At 62.5% G+C, this 24,225-nt stretch carries 20 protein-coding genes; 16 read left to right on the top strand and 4 right to left on the bottom strand.

Annotation, left to right across the window (positions count from 1 at the left end; translation table 11 throughout):
* Positions 1–3 precede the first annotated feature (3 nt).
* Positions 4–963 carry an NADPH:quinone oxidoreductase family protein gene (locus tag Q1V43_RS03960; protein ID WP_300514143.1) on the bottom strand — a complete coding sequence of 320 codons (960 nt, stop codon included), beginning with the start codon at positions 961–963 and terminating at the stop codon, positions 4–6.
* 349 nt (positions 964–1,312) lie between these two features.
* Between Q1V43_RS03960 and Q1V43_RS03955 the strand changes: the two genes are divergently transcribed.
* From Q1V43_RS03955 to Q1V43_RS03920, 8 genes are all read left to right on the top strand, one after another.
* The gene (locus tag Q1V43_RS03955; RefSeq protein ID WP_300514142.1) at positions 1,313–1,681 is read left to right on the top strand and encodes a helix-turn-helix transcriptional regulator; all 369 of its coding nucleotides are present in this window, start codon (positions 1,313–1,315) and stop codon (positions 1,679–1,681) included.
* A gap of 85 nt (positions 1,682–1,766) precedes the next feature.
* Positions 1,767–2,567, top strand: coding sequence for a histidinol-phosphatase (hisN, locus tag Q1V43_RS03950; RefSeq protein ID WP_300514189.1), 801 nt, complete (start codon positions 1,767–1,769; stop codon positions 2,565–2,567).
* Positions 2,568–2,794: 227 nt separating this feature from the next.
* A complete protein-coding gene (locus Q1V43_RS03945) occupies positions 2,795–4,126 on the top strand; it encodes an 8-oxoguanine deaminase (RefSeq protein WP_300514141.1) in 1,332 nt (443 codons plus the stop codon).
* Positions 4,127–4,215: 89 nt separating this feature from the next.
* Positions 4,216–4,956 (top strand): YebC/PmpR family DNA-binding transcriptional regulator, encoded by a 741-nt coding sequence (locus Q1V43_RS03940; RefSeq protein WP_300514140.1) that lies wholly within the window; start codon positions 4,216–4,218, stop codon positions 4,954–4,956.
* Between the two features lie 269 nt (positions 4,957–5,225).
* A complete protein-coding gene (locus tag Q1V43_RS03935) occupies positions 5,226–5,555 on the top strand; it encodes a nuclear transport factor 2 family protein (protein WP_300514138.1) in 330 nt (109 codons plus the stop codon).
* A 129-nt stretch (positions 5,556–5,684) separates the two neighbouring features.
* Positions 5,685–6,584, top strand: a complete 900-nt coding sequence (locus tag Q1V43_RS03930; protein ID WP_300514136.1) for a DMT family transporter — start codon at positions 5,685–5,687, stop codon at positions 6,582–6,584.
* Between the two features lie 1,012 nt (positions 6,585–7,596).
* Positions 7,597–9,303, top strand: coding sequence for a hypothetical protein (locus tag Q1V43_RS03925; RefSeq protein WP_300514134.1), 1,707 nt, complete (start codon positions 7,597–7,599; stop codon positions 9,301–9,303).
* A 48-nt stretch (positions 9,304–9,351) separates the two neighbouring features.
* A complete protein-coding gene (locus Q1V43_RS03920) occupies positions 9,352–9,879 on the top strand; it encodes a hypothetical protein (protein WP_300514132.1) in 528 nt (175 codons plus the stop codon).
* A 218-nt stretch (positions 9,880–10,097) separates the two neighbouring features.
* On the opposite strand, the gene Q1V43_RS03915 is transcribed toward Q1V43_RS03920, so the two are convergent.
* On the bottom strand, positions 10,098–11,564 hold the full coding sequence (locus Q1V43_RS03915) for an ABC transporter substrate-binding protein (RefSeq protein ID WP_300514130.1): 1,467 nt from the start codon (positions 11,562–11,564) through the stop codon (positions 10,098–10,100).
* 154 nt (positions 11,565–11,718) lie between these two features.
* On the opposite strand from Q1V43_RS03915, the gene panB reads away from it, so the two are divergent.
* Both panB and panC read left to right on the top strand, forming a co-directional pair.
* Positions 11,719–12,546, top strand: coding sequence for a 3-methyl-2-oxobutanoate hydroxymethyltransferase (gene panB / locus Q1V43_RS03910; RefSeq protein WP_300514128.1), 828 nt, complete (start codon positions 11,719–11,721; stop codon positions 12,544–12,546).
* Positions 12,543–13,391 (top strand): pantoate--beta-alanine ligase, encoded by an 849-nt coding sequence (gene panC, locus Q1V43_RS03905; RefSeq protein WP_300514126.1) that lies wholly within the window; start codon positions 12,543–12,545, stop codon positions 13,389–13,391. The genes panB and panC overlap by 4 nt, the downstream gene beginning before the upstream one ends.
* Positions 13,392–13,510: 119 nt before the next feature.
* On the opposite strand, the gene Q1V43_RS03900 is transcribed toward panC, so the two are convergent.
* Positions 13,511–14,782 (bottom strand): acetylornithine deacetylase/succinyl-diaminopimelate desuccinylase family protein, encoded by a 1,272-nt coding sequence (locus Q1V43_RS03900; RefSeq protein ID WP_300514124.1) that lies wholly within the window; start codon positions 14,780–14,782, stop codon positions 13,511–13,513.
* A 169-nt stretch (positions 14,783–14,951) separates the two neighbouring features.
* Here Q1V43_RS03900 and Q1V43_RS03895 point away from each other — a divergent pair, with 169 nt between their 5' ends.
* The 6 genes from Q1V43_RS03895 to Q1V43_RS03870 all read left to right on the top strand — a co-directional run bounded on the left by Q1V43_RS03895 (position 14,952) and on the right by Q1V43_RS03870 (position 21,807).
* The gene (locus tag Q1V43_RS03895; RefSeq protein ID WP_300514122.1) at positions 14,952–16,028 is read left to right on the top strand and encodes a hypothetical protein; all 1,077 of its coding nucleotides are present in this window, start codon (positions 14,952–14,954) and stop codon (positions 16,026–16,028) included.
* An 80-nt stretch (positions 16,029–16,108) separates the two neighbouring features.
* The gene (locus tag Q1V43_RS03890; RefSeq protein WP_300514120.1) at positions 16,109–17,248 is read left to right on the top strand and encodes a hypothetical protein; all 1,140 of its coding nucleotides are present in this window, start codon (positions 16,109–16,111) and stop codon (positions 17,246–17,248) included.
* A 62-nt stretch (positions 17,249–17,310) separates the two neighbouring features.
* Positions 17,311–19,248 (top strand): ATP-binding protein, encoded by a 1,938-nt coding sequence (locus Q1V43_RS03885; protein WP_300514118.1) that lies wholly within the window; start codon positions 17,311–17,313, stop codon positions 19,246–19,248.
* Positions 19,249–19,487: 239 nt separating this feature from the next.
* Positions 19,488–20,840, top strand: a complete 1,353-nt coding sequence (locus tag Q1V43_RS03880; RefSeq protein ID WP_300514116.1) for a DUF6638 family protein — start codon at positions 19,488–19,490, stop codon at positions 20,838–20,840.
* 3 nt (positions 20,841–20,843) lie between these two features.
* Positions 20,844–21,113: a hypothetical protein gene (locus tag Q1V43_RS03875; RefSeq protein WP_300514114.1), complete on the top strand. Its 270-nt coding sequence runs from the start codon at positions 20,844–20,846 to the stop codon at positions 21,111–21,113.
* A gap of 7 nt (positions 21,114–21,120) precedes the next feature.
* Positions 21,121–21,807, top strand: a complete 687-nt coding sequence (locus tag Q1V43_RS03870; protein WP_300514112.1) for a DUF1523 family protein — start codon at positions 21,121–21,123, stop codon at positions 21,805–21,807.
* A gap of 65 nt (positions 21,808–21,872) precedes the next feature.
* Here Q1V43_RS03870 and Q1V43_RS03865 read toward each other — a convergent pair whose 3' ends face one another.
* A complete protein-coding gene (locus Q1V43_RS03865; RefSeq protein WP_300514110.1) occupies positions 21,873–24,224 on the bottom strand; it encodes an aldehyde dehydrogenase family protein in 2,352 nt (783 codons plus the stop codon).
* Position 24,225: the final 1 nt, after the last annotated feature.

Raw genomic sequence — 24,225 nt, 5'->3', positions numbered from 1 at the left:
GGCTTACATCGTGACGACGACCTTGCCGGTCGACTTGCGGGCGCGCAGGAGGTCATAGGCGCGCTCGGCCTCGGCCAGCGGAACCGTGGCGCCGATATGCGGCGTCAGCTTGCCCCGGTTGTACCAGCTCAGCAACTCGCGCAGGCTGTCGGTCAGCACCCGGGGGCGGAAGTTCAGGTAGCCACCCCACCAGTAGCCCATCACGGTGATGTTCTTGACCAGCAGGTGGTTGGCAGGGATCTGCGGCACCTCGCCGCTGGCAAAGCCGACCGCCAGCAGCCGGGCCTCGGGGTTGGCGGCCCGCATGGCGGCGCGGAACTGGTCGCCGCCGACGGCATCATAGACCACGTCGGCCCCGCCCAGTGCCTTCACCGCGTCGCGCAGGTCCTGTGTGTCGCTGTCGATCAGGTGCGCGGCACCGGCCTGGCGGCAGATCTCCAGCTTGTCGGCGCCGCGCGCGCAGGCGATCACGTTGGCGCCCATCAGCGTGCCGCTCTCGACCGCGGTCAGGCCGACGCCGCCCGCCGCGCCCGTAACCAGCAGGTTTTCCCCGGGCTGCATGCGCGCCTTGTGGTCGAGCGCCAGGTGGCTGGTGCCATAGGCCACCTGGAAGGCGGCGGCGTCCTCGAAGGGCATGCCCTCGGGCAGGGGGACGCAGCGTTCGGCCGGGAATACGCCCGCTTCGGCCAGCCCGCCGGTGGTGGTGAAACACATGACGCGCTGGCCAATCTCGAACCCGGTCACGCCCGTGCCCAGGGCCGTGATCACCCCGGCCGGTTCCATGCCCAGGGTCAGGGGCGGTTCGGGGCGTTCCTGATACTTGCCGCGCATCATCAGAAGGTCCGCGAAATTCAGCCCGCAGGCGTGGATTTCCATCGCGATTTCGCCGGGGCCCGGAGCCGGGTCCGGCAGGTCGACCAGCTTTGCAGGTGAGTCGAAGGCGGAAATCTGATATGCTTTCATGGCGGCTCTCATGGCTGGTTTTGCGGTTTGCGATTGTCTTGTAGGGCGATCCATCGCGTTTTGCGAGGGGAGAAGCGCCAGGCGACCTATCGCTTTGTGCGTGTATTTCCCCTGGACATGCCCATTTTTCGCAAAATGCAATTGCAAAATGCAAAACACGCATTGCGAGTGTACTAAATTCGGCGCAGGGTATTGCCGTACCTGATCAATTCGTCAGGTATACCACGATAACTTGCTGTTTTTAAAGAGTGAAACCTCTCGTCCCCCGTCTAGCCAAAAAGACAGGTTGAGGTTGTAGGGTTCGCCATGGTTTGTGGCACTAACAAACAAAGTAACGAGGAGCCACCCGATGAAACATCCCGTAGACGTGCATGTCGGTAAAAGAATCCGCCACCGCCGGTGGATGGTCGGGATGACCCAGCAGCAACTGGCTGAACAGGTCGGGATCAAGTTCCAGCAGATCCAGAAATACGAAACCGGCATGAATCGCGTGTCCGCGTCGAGGCTCTGGGACATCTCGGAGAGCCTGTCGGTACCGATCAGCTTCTTCTTCGAAGGTCTGGATGGCGACAGCGCCATGGCCAGTGAAAAGGCCCTGCCCGGTGACATCCTGGCTGACAAGGAAGCCCTGGAACTGGTCCGCAGCTACTACGCGATCCCGGAAAACCAGCGCCGCCAGCTGTTCGAACTGGCCCGCGTCCTGTCGGACGCCGCCTGAGCGCCTGCCCGGGACCAAACCTGGATCATTGACCTGACGCGCCCCGCGCGCTACCGCCTCGATGGAACGTGAGGCGGAGGGCGAGATGAAGCTGGACAGCACGACCAAACAGGAATTGACGGCCTGCGCCCATGCGCTGGCCGATGTCGCCCGTGAAGCGATCCTGCCGCATTTCCGCTCTGCCGGGCTGGAGGCAGACAACAAGCTCGCGCAGGGTTTCGACCCCGTGACCGCCGCCGACAGGGCCGCCGAACGCGCCATGCGCGAGCTGCTCGCGCGGCGGCGCCCCGAGGACGCCATCCTGGGCGAGGAATTCGGTGCCACCGAAGGCAGCTCCGGCCTGACCTGGGTGCTCGACCCGATCGACGGCACCCGCGCCTTTCTGTCGGGCACGCCGACCTGGGGCGTGCTTATCGCGGTGATGGACGGGACCGGCCCGGTCATGGGCCTGATCGATCAGCCCTATATTCGCGAACGGTTCTTTGGCGGCTTCGGCACGGCCTGGGTCGAGGGGCCCTCGGGCCGGGATATGCTGACGACCCGGGGCCCGCGCGGGCTGGAACAGGCGATCCTCTTTACCACCTTCCCCGAGGTCGGCACCCCGGACGAGGCGCGCGCCTTTCATGCGCTGGCCGACCGGGTGCGCCTGACCCGCTATGGCATGGATTGTTACGGCTACGCGCTGGTGGCGGCCGGCCAGGTCGACCTGGTGGTCGAGGCGGGGCTGCAGGCCTATGACATCCAGGGCCCGCAAGCCGTGATCGAGGCCGCCGGAGGGGTGGTGACAAACTGGCAGGGCGGCCCGGCCCATATGGGCGGGCGTGTGGTGGCTGCCGCCAATCCCGAAATCCACGCCGCCGCGCTGGAGGTGCTGTCCGGGGCGTGAGGGGCTTTGCCCCTCGGCCTTACGGCCTCACCCCAGGATATTTCCGGAAAGGTGAAAGGCGCGATGGCGTCGCTGGCGGGGCGGTTGGTTCCGGTCGGGGCGTAACGGCAGTGGGCATTTGCAGGGTCGGGCCGGTCTGATAGGGTCTCTGCGTGGCTGTCCGTGTCCTTTGCCCTTTCTGGCGGCGCCTCATGTTGTCTCACCGAAACGGGCGCAGGGGACAACATATGGAAATTCTGCTGAAAAATGCTGACCTGGTGCTTTGCATGGATGATGCGGAGCGCGAGCTTGCCCGGGCGGACGTGCTGATCCGGGGCGGTGTGATCGCCGCCGTGGGGCAGGGGCTCGAAACGACCGGAGACGTGGTAAATGCAGCGGGCTGCCTGATCACCCCCGGTCTGGTGAATACCCATCACCACCTCTATCAGACCCTCACCCGCGCGGTGCCGGGCGGGCAGGATGCGCTTCTGTTCGGCTGGCTCAGGACGCTTTATCCGATCTGGTCGCGGTTTGGCCCGGAAGAGATGCGCGTGAGCGCCATGGTCGGGCTGGCCGAGCTGGCGCTGTCCGGCTGCACGCTGAGTTCGGACCACCTCTATCTCTACCCGAACGGCGCGCGGCTCGAAGATACGATCCACGCCGCCGCCGAGGTCGGTCTGCGCTTCCACCCCACCCGCGGCGCCATGTCGATCGGTGAAAGCGCCGGGGGGCTGCCGCCCGACAGCCTGGTCGAACGGGAAGCCGACATCCTGACGGACTGCATCCGGGTGATCGACGCCTTTCACGATCCTGCCGAGGGCGCCATGTGCCGCGTTGGCGTGGCCCCCTGTTCGCCCTTCTCGGTCAGCCGCGAGCTGATGCGGGATGCCGCGATCCTGGCCCGCGACAAGGGTGTCATGCTGCACACCCACCTGGCCGAGAACGGCGAGGACGTGGCCTATAGCCTCGAAACCTTCGGCTGCCGCCCGGGGCAGTACGCCCGGGACCTGGGCTGGGTCGGAGAAGACGTCTGGCACGCCCATTGCGTCATGCTGGATGGTGAAGAAATCGACCTGTTCGCCCGCACTCGCACCGGTGTCGCCCATTGCCCCTGTTCGAACTGCCGACTGGGATCCGGCATCGCACCGGTGCGGGCGCTGCGCGACGCCGGTGTGCCGGTGGGGCTGGGAGTGGACGGATCGGCGTCGAACGACGCGGGCAGCCTGGTGGCCGAGGCGCGCCAGGCGATGCTGCTGCAACGGGTCGCAAACGGCGCCGACAAGATGTCCGCCCGCGAGGCGCTGTGGATCGCGACGCGCGGCGGGGCGCAGGTGCTGGGGCGCGAGGATTGCGGCCAGATCGCCCCGGGAAAACGCGCCGATATCGCCCTCTGGGACATGTCCGGCATCGAGGCCGCGGGCAGCTGGGACCCCGCCGCGTTGCTTCTGGCGGGGCCGACCACCGTGCGCGATCTCTTCGTCGAAGGCCGCCAGGTGGTGCGGGACGGGCAGTTGACCACGCTCGACCTGCCTCGCGTGATCGAGACGCAAAACCGCCTCGCCGCCCGCCTCATGGGCTGAACGGACGGGCAAGGGGGCCGCACACCCTTGCCCCGCCCCCGCCGCCTGCGCTATGTCACCGCTCGAACTGGAACAAACCGGAGGTCGCCATGGCTGGCCACTCAAAATGGGCAAACATCCAGCACCGCAAGGGTCGCCAGGATGCCGCGCGCTCGAAGCTTTTCTCGAAACTCGCCAAGGAAATTACCGTGGCCGCCAAGATGGGCGACCCGGATCCCGAAAAGAACCCGCGCCTGCGCCTGGCCGTCAAGGAAGCCAAATCGCAATCCGTGCCCAAGGACGTGATCGACCGCGCGATCAAGAAATCGCTGGGCGGGGACGCCGAAAACTATGACGAGATCCGCTACGAAGGCTACGGCCCCGGCGGCGTCGCCGTGATTGTCGAGGCGATGACCGACAACAAGAACCGCACCGCTTCGACCGTGCGCTCGACCTTTTCGAAGAACGGTGGCAACCTGGGCGAGACCGGCTCGGTCGGCTTCATGTTCGAACGCAAGGGCGAAGTGACCTACAAACCCGAGGCCGGCGATGCCGATACCGTGTTCGAAGCCGCCATCGAAGCGGGTGCCGAAGATTGCGAAAGCTCGGACGAAGGCCACGTCATCACCTGCGCCGACACTGACCTGAACGAAGTGTCCACCGCGCTGGAAGCCACGCTGGGCGAGTCGGACTCGACCAAGCTGATCTGGCAGCCCACCACCACGACCGAGCTGGACCTGGACGGCATGCAGAAGCTGATGAAGCTGATCGACGCCCTGGAAGACGATGATGACATCCAGCGTGTCACCGCGAATTTCGAAGCCTCCGACGAGGTGCTGGCGCAGCTCTGAACGGGCCCGTCAGGCAGAATTGCGAAGCCCCGGCCTTTGGTCGGGGCTTTTTGTTGCGGGTGAAGGAACCCTGGCGCCCCGATCCCTGCGGTGGCGCCACCGGCCGGGGTGAAAGGCGTATCAGCTTGATCGGAGCCATGTGTGAAGGGCCGACGCCAACGGGGTGTGGTCTGGTCCGGCTTTTCGCGGGCGGCGGCCAATCGTGCTATAATTCCCTTTGTGGTGTTCAGTTCGGGGGGCTCGGAAGATCGCGAACAGGGGGAGGCAACATGACATATTCAGCAGCCAGGGCGCTGGAAGCCTGGCGTTCGGCTTTGTCCCATGGCGACACGACTGAGCTGGATGCGATGCTTGCGGCGAACCTTGTTTTCGAAAACTCCAGCGGGAATCGGGAAACAAAACCCGAAGTTCTGGAATGGGCCGGGGCAGGCGGATTTTCGATAAGCCTGTTGAGTGTCTATCACGAGGATGAGCGCACGATCTGCGGCACGCATACCCATGAGATGGAAGGCGAACCCAACAGGATAATGATGTTCTTTGCCCGGTTTGAAAACGGCAGGTGCACGTTCTGGAAAGTTCACGGCGGTCCGCAAGCCTAGACCGGGCGGCCGTTCGGCAGGCTGCCTCCCGATCCGGACGCACTCGGGGGCCGGACCCACCCGGTCGCGTGACGCACGGTCCTCCCCGCCCCCCTTGCCTTTCCCCGGCCCATCCGTTCAAGTCGCGGGATGGAAAATCAACGCCCTCTTCACGGAGTCGCCTGGATGCTGGTGACAGGTCTCTGCTTTGTCGGGGTCACTGCCGTGGTCAAGCATGTGGGCACCGGCGTGCCGGCGGCACAGGCGGCATTCCTGCGGTATGCGCTGGGGCTGGTGTTTCTGGTGCCGATGATCCGGCCACTGGTCCGGGCGCGGCTGAGCCGCCGGGCCATCGGGCTGTTTACCCTGCGCGGAGCGGTGCATACCGTCGGCGTGATCCTGTGGTTCTATGCGATGACGCGCATCACCATCGCCGAGGTGACGGCGATGAACTACATGGCGCCGATCTATGTCACCCTGGGCGCGGCGTTTTTTCTGGGCGAACGGCTGGCGGCGCGGCGGCTTCTGGCCATCGCTGCGGCCCTTGTCGGGGCGCTTGTCATCCTGCGCCCCGGCGTACGCGAGTTGAACGCGGGCCATCTGGCGATGATTGCCACCGCCTTCAGCTTTGCGGGCTCCTACCTGTTTGCCAAGCGCATGGCGACCGAGGCCAGCGCCACCGTGATCGTCGCCATGCTGTCGCTCACCGTGACCGTGGGTCTTGCCCCCTTCGCGCTGGTGGTCTGGGTGTCGCCCACATTGGAGCAGCTGGCCTGGCTATTCCTGGTCGCCGCCTTTGCCACCGCCGGGCATTATTCGATGTCCCGCGCCTTTGCGGTTGCGCCGGTGTCGGTGACACAGCCGGTGACGTTTTTGCAGCTCGTCTGGTCCGTCACTCTCGGCGCTTTGGTGTTCGGTGAACCGGTGGATGGCTGGGTGGTTCTGGGCGGCGTGGTGATCATGGCGGCGGTCGGCTTCATTGCCTGGCGCGAGGCGGTGATCAAGCGGCGGCAGGTGACACCGGCCATGGGGGAAGCAGCGCGGGTTTAGCAACCACTCGCACCGCGCGGCGGGGCGGCGCCCGACCCTTCCCACGGGAGGGCGCTTTTGCGACGTTTCAATCAAAACTGCCGTTTCGGGTGCGGTGAGATGGTCGCCCCACCTCCCCGTTCCCAGGCGCCCACCCAGGGTCGGGCGCCGCCCCGCTGCTTTCACAAACAAAAAGGGGGTGCCCCCGGGCCAGCCCTTTGCCATAAATGGTGCAGCGTCGGGCCGAACGCATTGTTGGCGTGACGCCATGTCGAAAAGCAGCTCCCGAAGATATCATCGGGAGCTGTCTGCGACGGATGTCAGCTATGCGGACCTGGTCAAAGCGGTCTTTCGCTGCTCACGGTCTCAAGTGCTTCTTCCTTTCCCGAATTGTACATCGCCATCCATTGTCTCTTTGTCTTTTAAACTCTCCTTAATAACGTGCGGAAAAAAATCAAAACCCCTAGAAATCCAGCGACCCTCATCGCTCCCACGTCCAATTCCAACCCAACGTAAAAGAAACCACTGGACAACAACGCCATCCAAAGAGTTTCTCTTAACGCTTCTTTGAATTTTGTACCCATATTGAATGTCCTTTCTCCCATATGGTCGCAGTGATTAGGTCGATCATGAATTTGAAGGCTGGTTGTTAAGATGCGGGCGGCCCGAGGGCCTTCGTCACTGCCTAGCCCAAACGGGCAGATAACAGCAAACCTGTTCAGCTTTCTCTGCTCTGACCAACTGGCTCGCCAGAATGGGCGGGCCACTATTTGTCGGTGCTGGAACCTCTAGCACCGACCAAGCGATCGAACATATCCATCGGATCCCGAAGTAAATTGGGCTCGAAGCGGCCATTGCGCTTCGAGCCTTCAAGGTTCTCACATGCACCATTTACCGCAAAGGGCTGGGCCCCCGGGCCAGCCCCTGACGGTAAATGTTGAAATAAAAACTTCGGTTGGCCACAAAGTGGCCAATCTACCTCTTAGAAATCCTCTTGAACGACCCCTTTTGGGGAATCTGTGGAGATTTCTAAATGAACATAGTCTCGAAAATATCTTCGACAGACATCGGCCTTGAACGCCGACTGCCTTTTTCATTCGAGGGCTTGGATGTCAATTTTTGCCGGAACCCGCAATGTGCTGGCCTGGGTATTTCACCGGATCCCTATAAGCGTCCTCAGGGAGCCGCGGCCGCACCGCCAGGCGCAATTCGGGGTGCAGTTGCAGGGAGGATGCACGAAGAGTTCTTCAAATGCCCAATCTGTGGAACAACGCACCGCCTAAAAAACAACAAAGCGATTGCCGAAGAATACAACAGACTCAAAGATTTGCAAGAGGTTGATCCAACTGCGCCTCGGTGCAGGAATCCTGAATGCGAGAACTGGGAGAAACCCCTTTCTACCCACCCGGAGAATTATCGCGGCTTCGGCAAGACTGCCGGCGGTGATCCGCGGTATCAATGTAAATGCTGCAAGAAGACCTTCTCGATTGGGCGCGCCACTCGCCGCCAGAAACGCAGCGACAAGAACCCCCTTCTCTATCGCATGATGGTCAATGGCGTCCCCTTTCTGAAGATATGCGCCATTGCCGGCGTTTCGTATCACGACATCTATCGCAAAATTGACTTCATCTACGATCAGGTCCGCGCCTTCAGGGCACAGAGGGAGGATTTCGGCGACATCGACTGGATGAAAGTCGGATCCCGGTTTGCAACGGACTCGCAATCCCTCAAAATGAACTGGCCAACGAGGAGAGAGCGAACACAAATCATCGTGCAGCATCTCTGCACGGCTCACGCACGCAGCGGATACATCATGGAAGCAGCGTTGCAGTTTGATCCATCCGGAGATCATGAAGCGGTTGAGGCTGCGATTGCACTCTCTGGTGATGACCTGCTCTCCAATTGTTTCCGTGAGAATGGCCGTCTCTGGTCGAAATCTGAATTCGAGAGCTACATTACAAAACTCCAGAAGCAGAAGCGGATCAACCAGACAAACCTTTATCAGCTTCCGCATTCGGGAGCCCTGGTGCGATATGACATCCTGCAATTTGCGCATGCTCAGCGCCTTCGTCAGATGATCGGTGGGGCAGAAGGAAAGTTCGTGTTTGTGATGGACGGAGATTATGGCCTCAAAGCCGCTTTCTGCTCCGCCATAGCAGACCTCATCCAGCTGGATCGGGCGGATATCGGCTTAGTCTTCTTCGACAAGAAAATGACCAACGACGCACGCAATGCGGCGTGGTCAGCCGGCCGAAGCTTACTGGCCGGCCAGACCGGTTTGAGGGTCTCCCAAATCGACAAGCTCTCCAATGAGGCTTTCGCTGATCTGGTTGATACCGAGATCGCCGCCTCAATCATCGGACAGGATCTCAAGAATGGCTTTTCCTGGCCCTATCACACAAAGTCTGAACCGGACCGTCGAGTTCAGTTAATCACAGATCGACCAGGGCGAGACTATCGATCGACTGCCCGGTTGCTGAGACTGGCTACCTTGCGCAGCGTGGATGCGTATTTCCACAAGTTTCGGAGCAATGTCCGCTTTGCGGCCCGTCCAATGGTTTCGGAGACCAGTGGCCGGAAGACTTGGGACAAATATTACCTCTACAAGCCGGAGATCATGGTCAAGATGACGGAGATCTACCGTTTCCATCACAACTGGGTGGGAGATGGCAAAAAGGAAACGCCGGCGATGAAACTCGGTCTTGCTCGCGGGCGCATCTACGAGCGGGATTTTCTGTGAGATCTTTCTGGTTGGATGTAATTAAATTCGCCCCTATTTCCGGTAAATATGTCGATTCCTTTTTCTCATTCCTCGCTTGTAATTGATGAAATTACATACGACTTGTCGCACCTGACGGCATTTGCTGCAGCTATTCCTGGTAAAGGAGTTGGTGACCAAAAAGATCTTGGGATCGTAGTGGTCTCTTCAAACCATGTTTTCACCGAACGTGCAAAGCACGGAGAAAAATACCATCTGAATGATCATCACGGGACGAAGAGAGTGTTTGATCATGAGCGATATCAATTTTCGAAAAAATTACGTCCAGCAATCCAAGCAAAAATTGAATCGAACGACCTGACATTTGTCTCAAGAAGCTACGGCGGAATAGATAACCTCGTTTTTGTCGAGGATGACAACGGAAAGGTTTGGACAGTCGTCTTCTGCCTGCACCCCGTCGGCCAACCAAAAGGGATTCGAATGGAAATTCTTTCAGCTCATCCAAAAGTTATAAATCAGAGAAAAATTGCGAGAAACCACCTGAGCGTATATGCGCGAAGATGCATCTACGAGGGATTGAGAACCCCAAAAGTTTAGGGCCCAGCCAAAGGCTGGGCCGAAAAGTAGTCCATTACCGTGGTATGCAAGACCAAGTTTCCTCGGTTGACGTGATGGCGACCTCTAAGTCAGCCCATCTGAAGAAGAATATAGGAATAACAGCGATCACTGTCAAGCAGACCCTCGCACGCCCTCTCTTCAACATTTACCGCAATGGGCTGGGCCCCCGGGCACCCCTTTTAATGTTGTCTGCGGGCTTACTCCGCCCAGCTCACCCCGGTCAGGTCATTGGCCTGGGTCGGCGCATTGGCCCAGAGCCCCTGGATCCGGGCATCCGCCACGCCGGTCTTGGCCAGCTGGAACAGGTAGCCGTTCACGTAATCCTCGGAGATCATGCGCTGGGCCTGTTGGTTCAGCTCGGTGCGCTCTGCCGGGTCCGAAGTCACCTCCAGCTTCTCGATCAGTGCCTGGAACGCGGCATTGTCATACTGGAAATAATAGTCCGGCCGGGCATAGATGTTGATGTCGGCAGGTTCCGTGTGGCTGACGATGGTCAGGTCGAAATCCTTGCCCCGGAACACCTGTTCCAGCCACTGCGCCCATTCGAGGTTGCTGATCTCCACCTCGATGCCCACGGCGCGCAACTGGGCCGCCACGATCTCGCCGCCCCGGCGCGCATAGGCGGGCGGCGGCAGCATCAGGCGCAGGCTCAGCCCGTCGGGCACGGCCTCGGCCAACAGCGCCTTTGCCAGCTCCGGGTCATGGGCGGAATTGCCGGTCAGGTCGACATAGTCCGGGTTGTGCGGGGCAAAGTGGGTGCCTATGGGGGTGCCAAAGCCGAACATGGCCCCGTCGATGATCTCCTGCCGGTTGATCGCATGTGCGATGGCCTTGCGCACCCGGATATCGTCCAGGTTCGGAGCCTTGTTGTTGGTCGACAGGATTGTCTCGCCCTCGGTCGAGCCGACGATCACGCTAAAGCGCGGATCAGCTTCGAATTGCGCCAGCGTTTCCGGTGCGGGGAAGTTCGGGAAGGCCTGCACATCGCCGGCCATCATTGCCGCGAAAGCCGCGTTCGGGTCCGAGATGAACTTGAACGTCGCCTCGGCCAGCGCCGGGGCCTCGCCCCAATACTCCGCGTTGCGGGTAATCCGCACGTTGTCACCCTGCACCCATTCCGAGAACACGAAGGGACCGGTGCCCACCGGATGGGTCGCCGCGTCACCGATTGTCTCCGGCGCGACGATCACCGCGTCCCCCCAGGCCATGTTGAACGGGAAGTTCCCGTTCGGCGCCGACAGTTTCACCGCCACCGTGACCGCATCCACCGCCGTCACGCTCTCGATCCCGGCAAACAGGGCCTTCTGGGCGTTCGTGCTGTCCTCGGCCCGGGCGCGGTCGAGGGTAAAGACCACGTCCTCGGCATCCATCGCGCTGCCGTCATGGAAGGTCACGCCGCTGCGCAGGTGGAACGTATAGGTCAGCCCGTCGTCCGACACGTCCCAGCTTTCCGCCAGGCCCGGCCGCACCGATCCGTCCGGCCCGAACCGCGTCAGCCCCTCGAAAATGTTGGCATAGACCACCTCGTCGATCGCGGCGGCGGCCCCGCCGGTCGGGTCCAGGTTCGGCGGCTCCAGCACCATGCCCAGGGTCAGGCTGTCCTGGGCCCAGGCTGGCCCGGTGATCAGCGCCAGAGCGGCGGCAGCGAGTTTCAGATGTTTCATGGTCTCTCCCTCCTGGTTCCCGTCATGCGGGTTTTACCACATGAAACGCGGCCTTGGGCGGCATGGCAAGGGGAAGCTCTGACGCAACGTCCCTTTGATTTTTGCCGCATTGCAGCATATAACGGGCGTCCAGAGCACCATGGGAGGGACAAACATGAGCGCATCTGCACGGGTCACGGCACTCACGCCATCCGACATCCGCAGCCGCAAGGGCGGTGAGCCTCTGGTCACGCTGACGGCCTATACCACGCCCATGGCGCAGATGATGGATGACCATGTTGATATCGTGCTGGTGGGCGACAGCGTTGGCATGGTGCTGCACGGGTTGCCCGACACGCTGGGCGTGACCATGGACATGATGTGCCTGCATGGTGCCGCCGTGCGCCGGGGTCTGACCAAACCGCTGCTGGTGATCGACATGCCGTTCGGCTCCTACGAAGAAAGCCCGCAGCAGGCCTTTCGCAACGCCGCCCGCATCATGCGCGAAACCGGCGCGGATGCGGTCAAGCTCGAAGGCGGAGTCAGCATGGCCGAAACCATCGCCTTCCTGACCTCGCGTTCCATCCCCGTCATGGCCCATATCGGCCTGACCCCCCAGGCGATCAACACGCTGGGCGGCTACAAGGTGCAAGGCAGGGGCGAGGACCGCGCCCGCGTCATGGCCGATGCGAAAGCGGTGGAAGAGGCCGGTGCGTTTTCCGTCGTGCTGGAGAAAACCCCCGCCGGCCTCTCGGACGAGATCACCGGGGCGCTGACCATCCCGACCATCGGCATCGGGGCGTCCGTCGGCTGCGATGGCCAGGTGCTGGTCGTCGATGACATGCTGGGTCTGTTTACCGCCTTCAAACCCAAATTCGTCAAACGTTTTGGCACATTGGGGGTAGACGGCGAAGCGGCGATCAAGGCATACGCCGCCGAAGTGCGCGCGCGGACCTTCCCCGGCGCCGAACATGTCTTTGCCGACGAGGTGCCCCAGAAATGACGGGTAAAATGAAACTGGTTCGAACCAAGGAAGAGCTGCGCACCCTGCGCCGCAAGTGGATCTTTTCCGGTGAAAAGGTCGCCGTCGTGCCCACCATGGGCGCGCTGCATGCCGGGCACCTGTCGCTGGTCGAGGCCGCCAAGAAAGGCGCCGACCGGGTGATCGTGACGATCTTCGTGAACCCCAGGCAGTTCAACAATCCCGACGACCTGGACAAGTATCCGCGCACCGAAGATGACGATGCGGTCAAGCTGGCGCCCTACGGGATCGACGCTTTGTATGTACCCACGCCCGACCAGATCTATCCGCAGGGCTTTGCGACCAACGTGTCCGTTTCGGGTGTGACAGAAGAGCTTGAAGGCGCCCATCGCCCCGGTCATTTCGACGGGGTGGCGACCGTTGTGTCGAAACTCTTCCTGCAAAGCCGTGCCGACGTCGCATACTTCGGTGAAAAGGATTACCAGCAGCTTCAGGTCGTGACCCGCCTGTCCGAGGATCTGGATATCGAGACCGAGGTCGTCGGCTGCCCCACCGTGCGCGAAGAGGACGGGCTCGCCATGTCCTCGCGCAATGTGCTGCTGTCGCACTCCGCCCGCGCTATCGCGCCGGCCATGTACCGCGCCATGCAGGCCGCAGCCCGGGGCATCCGGGGCGGCACCCCGGTTGACGTCGCGCTGGAGGAAGCCCGCGCGGCGATCCTTGCCGCCGGCTACACGGACGTCGAATATATCGAGCTGCGCAGCGCCACGGGACTGAAACCCGCCACCGACCTCTCCGACCCCACCCGGATCCTGTCCGCGGCGATGCTGGACGGCGTGCGGCTGATCGACAACGTCGCGGTGTAGGTTTCGAGGCGCCGCCCTCTCGCGATGCCCCGCCCCGTTTTGATCTTTAAACTCCTTAAGGTTCCCCTTTCGGTCCCGCCCGAAGCTTTAAACTTCCGGCCCGCAGAACGTTAAGAACCTTAAACAAGCAGCTCCTTCAGAACCAGCGCCATCACACCCGCGCTGTCCTCCATGTCCTGCACGCCGACCCATTCGTCGGGCTGATGCGCCAGGTCAAGAATGCCGGGCCCATAGGCGATGCAATTCTTCAGCCGCCCGATCCGGTCGATGTGTTTCTGGTCATAGGTGCCGGGGCTGACCACATAGGCCGGACGGGTGCCCAGCACCTTCTCGATCGCCGCTGCGGTCGAGGTCACGACCGGCGCGTCCCTGTCCGTCATGGTCGGGACGACTTCGTGCATCTCCTTGATTTCATAATCGAAATTCGGCCGTTCCGACTTGATGCGCTCCAGCATGCGATGCACCTCGGCCTTGACTTCGGCGATGTCCTCTTCGATCACGAAGCGCCGGTCGATCACGATGCGGCAGCGATCCGCCACGCAGGGCGCGGGAAACCCCGTGAAATCGGCATCTTGCTCGGCTTCGCCACCATGGATCGAGTTGATGTTCAGGGTCGATTGCCTGGCCCCTTCCGGCACCACCGGCATTTCGGTCCGTTTGCTGGCCAGAAGCGGAAAAAGGTGCCGCTCCATCTCTTCCAGCACCGCGCCCATATGCCGGATGGCGCTGTCCCCGAGGAAGGGCATGGAGCCATGGGCGATGCGCCCCTTGGTCTCGATCTCGGCCCACCACACGCCCCGGTGCCCCAGGCAAATTCTGTTTTTATTCAAGGGCTCAGGGATAATCACATGCTGCACGCGATCCGGGTCGAAGTACCCTTTTTCGGCCAGGTAGGCGACCCCGCCATAGCCGCCGGTTTCCTCGTCAGCGGTGGCCGAGATTTCCACCACCCCCTTGTGCTCGGGGTGGAGCGCCACGAAAGCCTCGGCGGCAATGATCGAGGCCGCCAGCCCGCCCTTCATGTCACAGGCCCCACGGCCATAGATCCGGCCGTCGTCAAGTTCCCCGCCGAACGGGTCGCGGGTCCAGCCGTGGCCGACCTCCACCACGTCATGATGTGAGTTGAAATGCACGCAATCTCCGGCACTTACGCCCTCATGCCGACAGATCACGTTCCAGCGTGGATAGGCGGTACTGTCCCCCGGCGTGCCCTCTGCCCGGATCATTTCCACCGCCCATCCCCGGGCGCCCATCCGTTCGGCAATGAAGGAACAGATGGTGCGATATTCGCGCCCCGGCGGGTTCAGCGTGGGGATGCGGATCAGATCCTGGGTCAGACGGATCAGGTCGTCCCGGCGCGCGGCGATTTCGGTCAGCAAGGCATCGGTCATGGGCGGCAGGTTAGGGGGCTTTCGGGGTCTGTGCAACGCGTGGGTGCAGCCCCTGAAAATGCGCCACAAAAACGCACCTGTTGCGGGAAATCCGACTGTCTTGCCTCTTCAAATCGCGCTAACCTCTCCCCAACTGAATGTTACACCTATTTACTTCCGAGGGAGTTCCATGTCCGATTTCGACACCAAGATCCGTGAAAGCCAGGCCCAGGTGGCCGAGGCACAGTCCAAGATCTCCGAGCTGACCACCCGGATCGAAACCGCGCGTCAGAAGATGGCGACCGGCACGGATGCCACCATTGATATCGAGAACGCGACGCTGGAAGACGTGCACGCCCATACCGAGCTGATGAATGCCAACATTGCCGAGCTGATCATGGGTTTGGACGATGTAACAGCCGGATTTTCCAAGGATTTCGACGAGATGCGCTCGAAAACCGGCTGGGAGAGCTTTGTCGGCATCTTCTCGAAGGGCAAGTCGGAAAGCCTGCGTCAGGAACGCATGCGTACCGCCTCGATCGACGACAAGCTGCAGGAGCTGATCGCGCAGTCGGACACGATCGTGAAGCTTCTGGAGGGGCAGCTGGCCATGCTCAACGAGCAGAAGGACAGCGTCGGGTCCAACCTGACCACCACGCTGGATGAGCGCGAACTGGTGGTGGGCGAGCTGGAGGCGTTGCGGGCCGACATCCTGGGCATGGATCCTAAGATCATCGAGCTGGAGAACAGGATCAGCGTCGAACAGGACGCCGCCGCGCGCACCAAGCTGGAGACCGAGCTGGCCGAGCTGAATGCCCGCTACAACGAGATGGTGCAGCAGGAGCAGGTCAAGCTCGCCAAGAGCCAAACCCTTGAGCGCTATATCGAAAAGGGCAAGACCTGGGTCGACAGCCTGCAGAACCAGGCGGCCACGCAAATGGTGCTGATCAACAAGCTGCAGACAGACACCAAGCAGCGGGTCGTGCTGTATGACGCCCTGTCCAAGTCGCTCAAGACCGCGCAGCAGCAGGACGTCGCCCACCGGATCAACGAGATCGGAGTCGAGACCGACAAGGAGGCCCAGGCCGCGATGGCCGCGATCGGTACCGCGACCAACCAGAAAATGGCCGACATGCTGGAGGCGCATGAGGACCACATGGTCTTTGCCCGCGACGTGCTGGAAGCCAAGGCAAAGGCCGACGAACGCTTCGCCCGCCGCTTCCAGGCGATTGTCGAGAAACATGACAAGAACCTCTACGGGGGGTGAAATCGTCTTCGAGAGACCAGGGACAGGTTCCACCGGGGCAGCGCCGGGCAGCCCCCTTCGCATCCAGGCTTTGACAGGACATGACCGAACCAGACGACCTCACCCAAGACCACGCGGCCCTGTCGGACACTATGGTCACGCGGCGCTACTTCGCCAAATTTGCGCGCATTACCGGGCACTTGGCCCGGGTTGCCGGGCAGATGGAGGCAGAAGGCCGCATGGCGCGCGACGAGGTCGAGGTGCTGGCGCGCTATCTGGTCGGGCTCGGCTTTACCTTTCGCGCGCTGGCCAACAAGCATTTCTGGTCGGGACGCGGCGAAGGGCACGGGGCGCTGACATTCGACCGGCGTGAAAGCGGCTTTCCGGTCCATGCGGAGCTGTTGCAGATGGCCGCTGACGCCGCCCAGGCGGACAAGCACCTGGCCGGTATGCCGCAGGCCGCCGATCTGAAATCGCAGATGGTGCAGACCATCGTTGGCGAGTTGAAGATACCGACCACGTTGCAATATGCCCTGTCGCAGCGGCTCTATTACGAAGAGTTGCAGAAGGGCGACCTGTTCTGGCCGCAGAATCATCCGGACGTGATCTGGCTGGGCAACAATGGCCATCGGGGACGCGACGAACGCCGCCGCTACCTGCTGCATTGGGCGGTTTATGACAGCAGCCTGAACATCCCGACCGTCTACCTGATGGAACTCGAGGATACCGGGCGCGTGGCCCTGCCCAAGGACGAACGCCGCTGGCCCCGGGTGCAGGCGCATCTGATGGCCCAGGCGATGGGGGGGCTGAAGCTGGTGACAATCGCCAGCGGGTTCGACCGCGACTTCGACGACCTGCATCCGAAGATGCTGAAACGCATCCACCTGGGGCCGATGTATTCGCATACATTCACCCGCCAGACAGGCCCCCTGCGCGAGGTGTTGGAACAGGCCAAGAGCCCGCCCGGCGAGGATTGGGCGCTGGCCTGGACTGTCGAGGAGCTGGAAAGCGAGCGGGTGGAGACCGAGAAATCGGGCTGGTTTGGCTCGGTCGAACGCGAGATATTTGCTCTGGACCCCTTTGCCGGGCGCGGCGCGGACACCGGGGCGACGCGGCTGGAGCGCTCGATCATCCTGCCGCAGCGCCCGTACCAGGTGCTGGCGGAAAAAAACCCGCCGGGGTTCCGCGATGTGCGCAAGTTCGTGGTCAGCCCGGGGGGGCGGGTTTTGAGTTACCGGTAGCTGGGGGGCTAGCCCCCCAGCCCCCCCAGGATATTTGTAGCAAGATAAAGAGAGATGCAGTGATGAGCCTTCCTTCCGACCTGATGGAGCTTCGCGAAGAGGAAATCCGCGCGCATTACGGTGCGGCGGCGGCGATGTTGGAGGGGGTGGATCACACACCGCGGATCGCCAGGCCGAAAGTGGAGGCGGCGGCGCCGGAGCGCAGCCCCGGCATCGGCACACGGCGGCGGTTCCGTTCGACCACGCCCGGGCTGGTGACGCGGTCCACCGCACGGCCGGAAGGTGTGCGTCTTGTGGAACGGATCGAGGGTGCGGATGGGGGCGACCCTCTGGTCAGCCCGGTCCAGGCGACGGTACTGCACACCCTGCGCCGCGCCATCGCGATCGCCCTTGCGATGGGGGAAGGGTATGCGGAGCAGACCGGCCTGGTCGGTTTGAAAAAGGCCAATCTGGAAGGTGCTCTGGGCGCGGATCGCGCGACGGAATTCACGGAACTTCTGGCGGCGGAAAGCCTTGTCACCCTGTCGGTCTTTGCCAATACCACCGCCTTTCTTCTGGCCGCCCACACGACCGAGGTCAGCGTCGAAATCGGCGCGGTGGAAGAGGTGCTGACCGACAATGCGGGGCTGGCTCTGCATGGCGCGCTTTGGGAGTTGGACCAGGAACTGGCGAGTTTTGTGGACGCCGAGGAAAAGCTTGTGCCCACCGTCATGGCCTATGCCGAACAGCTGATGGAGAAGGTGGGCCTGCGGGCCCAGACCATGGGGCGATTGGAGCCATTTACGGCCAACAACTTCCGTGTCGAGGCCGATGACCTGACCATCGCCGGTTTTACCCCCGCGCGCGCGGCAAGGGGGTCGAAACTGACGATGAGCTTCAAGAAGCCCAACGAGGTGGTCGGCAATCACATCGCGAAATACCAGGCCATGAAACTGTCGAAAATGCTCATGGCCTATGATTTCGACCGCAAGCTGAACCCGTTTGCCGAGCTGGGCGGCTTCATCTTTACCTTCATGGGCGACGGCAAGCCTGGCACTGGCAAGACAACGCTGATCCAGATGATGGCCGGGCTGATCAACGAGTATTGCCAGGTGGCGGGCTATCCGTTCCGTTACCAGAACCTGTCGACCGAGAGTATCGACAGCTACCAGGGCAAGAGCGCGCAGAACGCCAAGGCTTTCATCAACAATGTGATCGATCCGAATGTGATCGGCTTTGGCTCGATAGACGATATCGACCAGTTGGCGGGGAAACGCGGGGATCGGCAGAGCTCGGCCGGGCAGCTCGAAATCACCGCCGTGCTGATGGAAAGCTTTGCCGGCGCGGGCACAGTGGTGCGCGGCAACTGCACGTTCGGGATGTTTAGCAACTACCCCGAGAACGTGGACGACGCCCTGCGCCAGCGGGCCGGGGCGCGGTTCCTGGTCGATGGGCCGCAGACGCGCGACGACTATGTGGACATCCTCAACCTGCTGATGGGCAAGAACCACAACATCCCTCTGGGGGATTTCGAACCCTTCGCCGCGCAGGAGATCAAGAAGGCCGTTGCCGCCAGTTTCGTCAGTCACGCCAAGCCGCATGAACAGGGGCTGGTACGGGTGTACGAGCGGGTGTCGAAGGACATCGGCAAGCTCGACACGATTGCCAAGCTGGGCACCTACCTGAAAGGCATCCAGGAGGCCGACGAGCGTTTCACCGGGCGGGCAATCAAGAACATCACTGACGCGATCAAGGTCCGCGCGATGGATTTCGAGCTGCCGGATGAATGGATGGAGAGCCCCGACCTGTTCCTGTTCAAGGATTACGACACCAAACGCGCCATGATCGAGGAGCTGCGCCAGCCGATCACCGTGGACATGGTCATTCAGGAGATCAACCGCTACGCCGATAGTGAGTTCCGCTATGCCGACAAGTCGGACGAGGCCGCGATCGAGGCCATGGTGCGGGAGTTCGGGCGCACCGAAGAGGCGAAACGGCGGTATCTGGAGGGGAAGGGGTGACTGGCATTCGGTATGGAGAAAGTCAGATCGAGCGAACACCTAAACGCCCCGATGGAGCGGCGCAGCCGCGACGCGCCCGACCCTCCCCACGGGAGGGCGCATTTCCAATGTTTCGATACGAACGGCGGTTTCGGGTGGGGCAATCCGCTCGCCCCGTAGTATCGTTGCGCAAGCGCCCACCCAGGGTCGGGCGCATCGCGGCTGCGCCTCTGCGATCAACTCAGGGCAGGAGATAGTAGATGAAACGCCTCATCCAACGCGGCCTGATGTTCGGCAATCTGATCCGGGTGGACAGCCCGGCGCTCATTGAGCGTTACAACCGGGCGCTGGAGGGGCTCACCGGCAAACACACCGAGCTACCCGACTTCCACATCGACATTTCGGGGTTTTCGCCCGAGATCGGGGATGAACTGGGCGATCACCTCTATCTGAATCCGAACGGCTGCAATCGTCAGTTCATCATCCTCACCACGGACCAGCGCCGCGCGCCGCTTCTGAACGCGAAATTCTCGACATCGCGCGGGATCCTGCGCCAGTTCATCGAGGACAACGAGGCGAAGCTCTTTGCGCTCACCGCCCATGACGCGGTGGCGGGCGAGCTGATGAACTCGGTCTACGAGGTTTCCACGCCCGCGAAACTCTTCGATATTCGCAAGATCGTGGTGGAGGCCGACACCACCCAGGCCCATGTCGCCAATGCGCGGCTGCTGGCGGACAAGATCGACGCGTTCCAGGCCAAGCCCGACGCCTGGTTCGATGATGTGCTGATCGCCGAGATGATCGGGCTGGCCAAACAGACCGGCGACGTGACGCGCACACCGATTGATCTGGGCCGCGCGGAATACGCGCAGGGGAATTTCTGGACCGACCATTTCGACGGGCTCTATGTGTTTCGCGATGTCGAACACCCGGCGGTGATCGCGATGGGGGAAAAACCGGCCGAAAGGTTGCCGGTGGGTGACGTCTTTACGCGCAATGAACCCAACGGGATCGCCACTTTCCTGGAGGTGAACGGGCTGGTCGAGCCGGTCATCAAGGCGCGCGGCGTGAACGGTGCGACGATCCTGCGCCAGAAGATGGATTTCATCCTGGTGGATGCGGCGGCATCGAAGGGCGAGGACATGGGCGCCATGTCCGCCCGCGAGCTGCGCCAACTGGCCCACCGCATGGGTCGCGATCTGCCCGAGGAGTTCCAGGCGCTGGCCGCCCTAGTGCGCTGGGCCGAGAACAACGGCAAATGGCCGCGCATCACTTCGCGCCACCCGGCTTATTTCTACACCCTGCGCGCACGGCCCGATCACCCGGACCGCGACCTGATCAACCAGCTTCTGGCCGAGCTCGCGCCGAAGGACTTCCGCCAGCTCTTCATCTGCCACAAGCAGGCGTTTTATCAGGCCTATGCGCGCTGGCCCGAACGCAAGAAGGAATATGTGGCAGAGTTTCTTTATCGTGACTATATGGCCAACAAGGCCGGCGCGCGCGAGGCGCTGTTTGGCGGGCGGGAAATGGCTGTCCAGGCGCCCCTGCCGCCGCCCCGCAAACCGGATCTGGTCGACCTGGTCGGCCCCTGGGGTGCGATCAGGAGGAGGTGACGCATGGGATTGCTGCGACTGCTGATTTTCGGCTTCATCGGGCTGAGCGTCGTCTATGTCGCGATCAGCGTCTATTCCCGCTCGGTCCGGCGCGAAAAGCTGGAGGGGGAATGGGCGGAAAACCACCCGGGCGACAGTGACAGCGCCGCGCGCGCGGATTTTATCGAAGCGGGCATGACCGAGTATAATGCCGGTATCCGCCCGAAGCTGATCCTGCTTGTTTACGTGGTGCCGGCCGTTCTGGTCATCGCCACATTGATCATGACGAATTGAGGCGCAAATGGCGTATGTGAAAAACACCCTTCGTATCGTGCTGTTCCTGACCTTCGGGACGCTGTTTCTTTACGTGCTGCCGCAGCATGACGTGGCACGGATCAGCGGGACCGAGGTGATCCGCATGGATTTCAGCTCCATCAACCGGATCTTCTTTGCCCAGGCCGATAGCGCCAACCAGGAGCTGGCGACGCGGGATATCCGGCTGATCTCGACCTCCAAACGCAAGACCTTCCTGTTGGGATTCATCCCGCGCGAGGCCGAAGGCGTGATGGTCTATCGTAACGAGGACACCGGCTGGATCTGGCCGCCCTATTTCAAGTTCGACAGTTCGGACCTGCAGGCCGAGGCGCAGGCAAATGTCTCGTCCCCGGAGAACGAACAATGGGTGGTGATCACCCATTACGGCTGGCGTAACCGCTTCTTCACGATCTATCCGAACGCGATCGGGATCCGGCCCGTGGAAGGGCCGGACGTGCGCATCATCCCGTGGTTCAACATATTCTTTTTCATCTTCCTCGGCGCGGCCGCGCTGTTCATCCGCGCGATGTGGCGGCAATTCCGCGAACGTTCCATCGACCCGGCATTGAGCGAGGCGGGGGAAGCCTGGGAAAGGGTTGATGCCCGCGCGGAGGATGCCAGGGGGCGCTTCTCGCGCTGGCTGGGCACCTGGCGGTCAAAACCGAAACGCTGAGCCGGGAAGAAAACAGCAAAGGGCCACGCAGTTCGCGTGGCCCTTTCGTTTGAACGGCGCCGGGCCTATTCCCCGTAGGGCACCCAGACGGTTTTGACCTCGGTCGCCTGGGAAAGGAACTCGCGCCCCTCACCTGCCGTCCCATACCAGTCGCGCCCCTTGGCGTTGTTCACCCAGGTTCGCTTGATATTGCCGGCCGAGGCGTCCTCGATCAGGGCGGAGATATCCGCGCCCGAGTGGCTCCAGACCGCGTCCACGTCCAGGTGCCCGGCCAACGTGCCTGCCAGCTCCGCATGCGCCCCGGTGAGGATGTTGACCACGCCGCCCGGCACGTCCGAGGTCTCCAGCACCTGGTAAAAATCGGTGGCGGCCAGCGGGTAGGGTTCGGAGGCCACGGCAACCACGCGGTTGCCCATCGCGATGGCCGGGGCGACCAGCGAGACCAGCCCCAGCAGAGGCTGATCGTCCGGGCAGAAGGCGCCGATCACACCGACCGGTTCGTTCATTGCCAAGGCCACGCCACGCAGGGGTACGGGTTTCGCCGCGCCATCGAACTTGTCCGCCCAGGCGCCGTAGCTGAACAGGCGCGAAACGGCAGCCTCGACTTCGCGCGCGCCATTACGTTTGCCGGTCATCCGGTTGATGCGGTGGGCGAATTCCCCGGCGCGGGCCGAGAGGTTTTCGGCGATGTAATAGAGGATCTGCGCGCGCAGATGGGCGGTGGTGCCGGACCATCCCTTCGCCGCATGGGCGGCCTCGACCGCGTTGCGAATGTCCTTGCGGTTGGCGATGCCCACATGGCCCAGCAGCGCGCCCCTGGGCGACCAGACCGGTTGCGAATAACCGCCATCGGGCCGGGTCTGCTTGCCGCCCACGAAGAACTTGGCGGTACGGTCCAGCGCATCGACCTTTGCGTCCTTCGGGGCCGCAACCGGGGCCACCGATTTCAATGCAACCGGCTTTGCACGCGGCCTGGTATAGGCCTGCAAGCCTTCCCAACCACCTTCGCGCCCGAAGCCGCTTTCGCGTACGCCGCCGAAACCGGCGGCGGCGTCGAACATGTTGGTGCCGTTCACCCAGACCACGCCCGCGACCAGTTTCGGTGCCACGTCCAGCGCCAGGTTCACGTTTTCCGACCAGACCGAAGCGGCCAGCCCATAGCGGGTGTTGTTGGCCATCGCGACCGCCTCGGCGGGCGTGCGGAATGTGGTCGAGACCAGCACGGGGCCGAAGATTTCCTCCTGCATCAGGGTCGAGCTCTGGCTCAGCCCGGTGATCAGGGTGGGTGGGTAGAAACAGCCGTTCTCGGGCAGGTCGCAGGGCGCGCGAAAGACCTCGCCTTCCCCCGCCGCGCTGTCCACCAGCGAGGTGACGGTCTGCAACTGCACCGGGTCCACCAGTGCACCCACGTCGATCACCTTGTCCAACGGATTGCCGACGCGCAGCCCCTCCATCCGGGCGCGCAGCTTGGCGTGGAAACGGTCGGCCACGCCCTCCTGCACCAAAAGGCGGGACCCGGCGCAGCAGACCTGACCCTGGTTGAACCAGATCGCATCAACCAGCCCTTCGACCGCTGAATCCAGGTCGGCATCGTCGAAGACGATATAGGGCGACTTGCCGCCCAGTTCGAGCGTCAGCGCCTTGCCCGATCCGGCGGTGGCGCGACGGATGATCCGACCCACCTCGGTCGAGCCGGTGAAGGCGATCTTGTCCACATCCTCGTGGGTGCAGATCGCCTCGCCGACGCGGCCATCGCCGGTGACGATGTTGAGGACCCCCTTGGGCAGCCCGGCCTCCTGACAGACCTGCGCGAACAGCAGCGCGGTCAGCGAGGTATATTCGGCGGGTTTCAAGACCACCGTGTTGCCCATGGCGATGGCGGGCGCGACTTTCCAGGCGAGCATCAACAGCGGGAAGTTCCACGGGATGATCTGCCCGCAGACCCCCAGCGCCTCGCGATCGGGCAGTTCGCTGCCCATCAGCTGGGCCATACCGGCGTGGTAGTAGAAATGGCGCGCGACCAGCGGGATGTCGATGTCGCGGCTTTCCCGGATCGGCTTGCCGTTGTCGAGCGTTTCCAGCACGGCAAACAGCCGCGCGTGTTTCTGCACCAGGCGGGCCAGCGCATAGAGGTACTTGGCGCGCTCATGCCCCGGGCGTTTCGACCAGGCGCCAAAGGCACGGCGGGCGGCCATGATGGCCGCGTCCACGTCATCGGGCGTGGCCTGGGTCAGTTGGGCCAGAACCTCGCCGGTGGCGGGGTTCTTTGCCTCGAATGTTTCGCCCACCGCGCCCAGCTTGCCGTCGATGAACGACCCAAAGGCGCGGCCCGTGCCATCCAGCCAGGCCATCGCCTCGCCCGCGCTTTCCGGGGCCGGTCCGTAGTCCATGGTTTCGAAGATCTCTTTGACGGTCATG

It is taken from the genome of Aliiroseovarius sp. (genome assembly GCF_030148435.1).
Lineage (GTDB): Bacteria > Pseudomonadota > Alphaproteobacteria > Rhodobacterales > Rhodobacteraceae > JASBTN01.
This window is presented reverse-complemented; position numbering and strand designations above follow the sequence as displayed.

Coding starts and splice junctions, on each gene's coding strand:
- Q1V43_RS03960 (WP_300514143.1), bottom strand. CDS start 963: ATGAAAGCATATCAGATTTCCGCCTTCGACTCACCTGCAAAGCTGGTC.
- Q1V43_RS03955 (WP_300514142.1), top strand. CDS start 1,313: ATGAAACATCCCGTAGACGTGCATGTCGGTAAAAGAATCCGCCACCGC.
- hisN (WP_300514189.1), top strand. CDS start 1,767: ATGAAGCTGGACAGCACGACCAAACAGGAATTGACGGCCTGCGCCCAT.
- Q1V43_RS03945 (WP_300514141.1), top strand. CDS start 2,795: ATGGAAATTCTGCTGAAAAATGCTGACCTGGTGCTTTGCATGGATGAT.
- Q1V43_RS03940 (WP_300514140.1), top strand. CDS start 4,216: ATGGCTGGCCACTCAAAATGGGCAAACATCCAGCACCGCAAGGGTCGC.
- Q1V43_RS03935 (WP_300514138.1), top strand. CDS start 5,226: ATGACATATTCAGCAGCCAGGGCGCTGGAAGCCTGGCGTTCGGCTTTG.
- Q1V43_RS03930 (WP_300514136.1), top strand. CDS start 5,685: ATGGAAAATCAACGCCCTCTTCACGGAGTCGCCTGGATGCTGGTGACA.
- Q1V43_RS03925 (WP_300514134.1), top strand. CDS start 7,597: ATGAACATAGTCTCGAAAATATCTTCGACAGACATCGGCCTTGAACGC.
- Q1V43_RS03920 (WP_300514132.1), top strand. CDS start 9,352: ATGTCGATTCCTTTTTCTCATTCCTCGCTTGTAATTGATGAAATTACA.
- Q1V43_RS03915 (WP_300514130.1), bottom strand. CDS start 11,564: ATGAAACATCTGAAACTCGCTGCCGCCGCTCTGGCGCTGATCACCGGG.
- panB (WP_300514128.1), top strand. CDS start 11,719: ATGAGCGCATCTGCACGGGTCACGGCACTCACGCCATCCGACATCCGC.
- panC (WP_300514126.1), top strand. CDS start 12,543: ATGACGGGTAAAATGAAACTGGTTCGAACCAAGGAAGAGCTGCGCACC.
- Q1V43_RS03900 (WP_300514124.1), bottom strand. CDS start 14,782: ATGACCGATGCCTTGCTGACCGAAATCGCCGCGCGCCGGGACGACCTG.
- Q1V43_RS03895 (WP_300514122.1), top strand. CDS start 14,952: ATGTCCGATTTCGACACCAAGATCCGTGAAAGCCAGGCCCAGGTGGCC.
- Q1V43_RS03890 (WP_300514120.1), top strand. CDS start 16,109: ATGACCGAACCAGACGACCTCACCCAAGACCACGCGGCCCTGTCGGAC.
- Q1V43_RS03885 (WP_300514118.1), top strand. CDS start 17,311: ATGAGCCTTCCTTCCGACCTGATGGAGCTTCGCGAAGAGGAAATCCGC.
- Q1V43_RS03880 (WP_300514116.1), top strand. CDS start 19,488: ATGAAACGCCTCATCCAACGCGGCCTGATGTTCGGCAATCTGATCCGG.
- Q1V43_RS03875 (WP_300514114.1), top strand. CDS start 20,844: ATGGGATTGCTGCGACTGCTGATTTTCGGCTTCATCGGGCTGAGCGTC.
- Q1V43_RS03870 (WP_300514112.1), top strand. CDS start 21,121: ATGGCGTATGTGAAAAACACCCTTCGTATCGTGCTGTTCCTGACCTTC.
- Q1V43_RS03865 (WP_300514110.1), bottom strand. CDS start 24,224: ATGACCGTCAAAGAGATCTTCGAAACCATGGACTACGGACCGGCCCCG.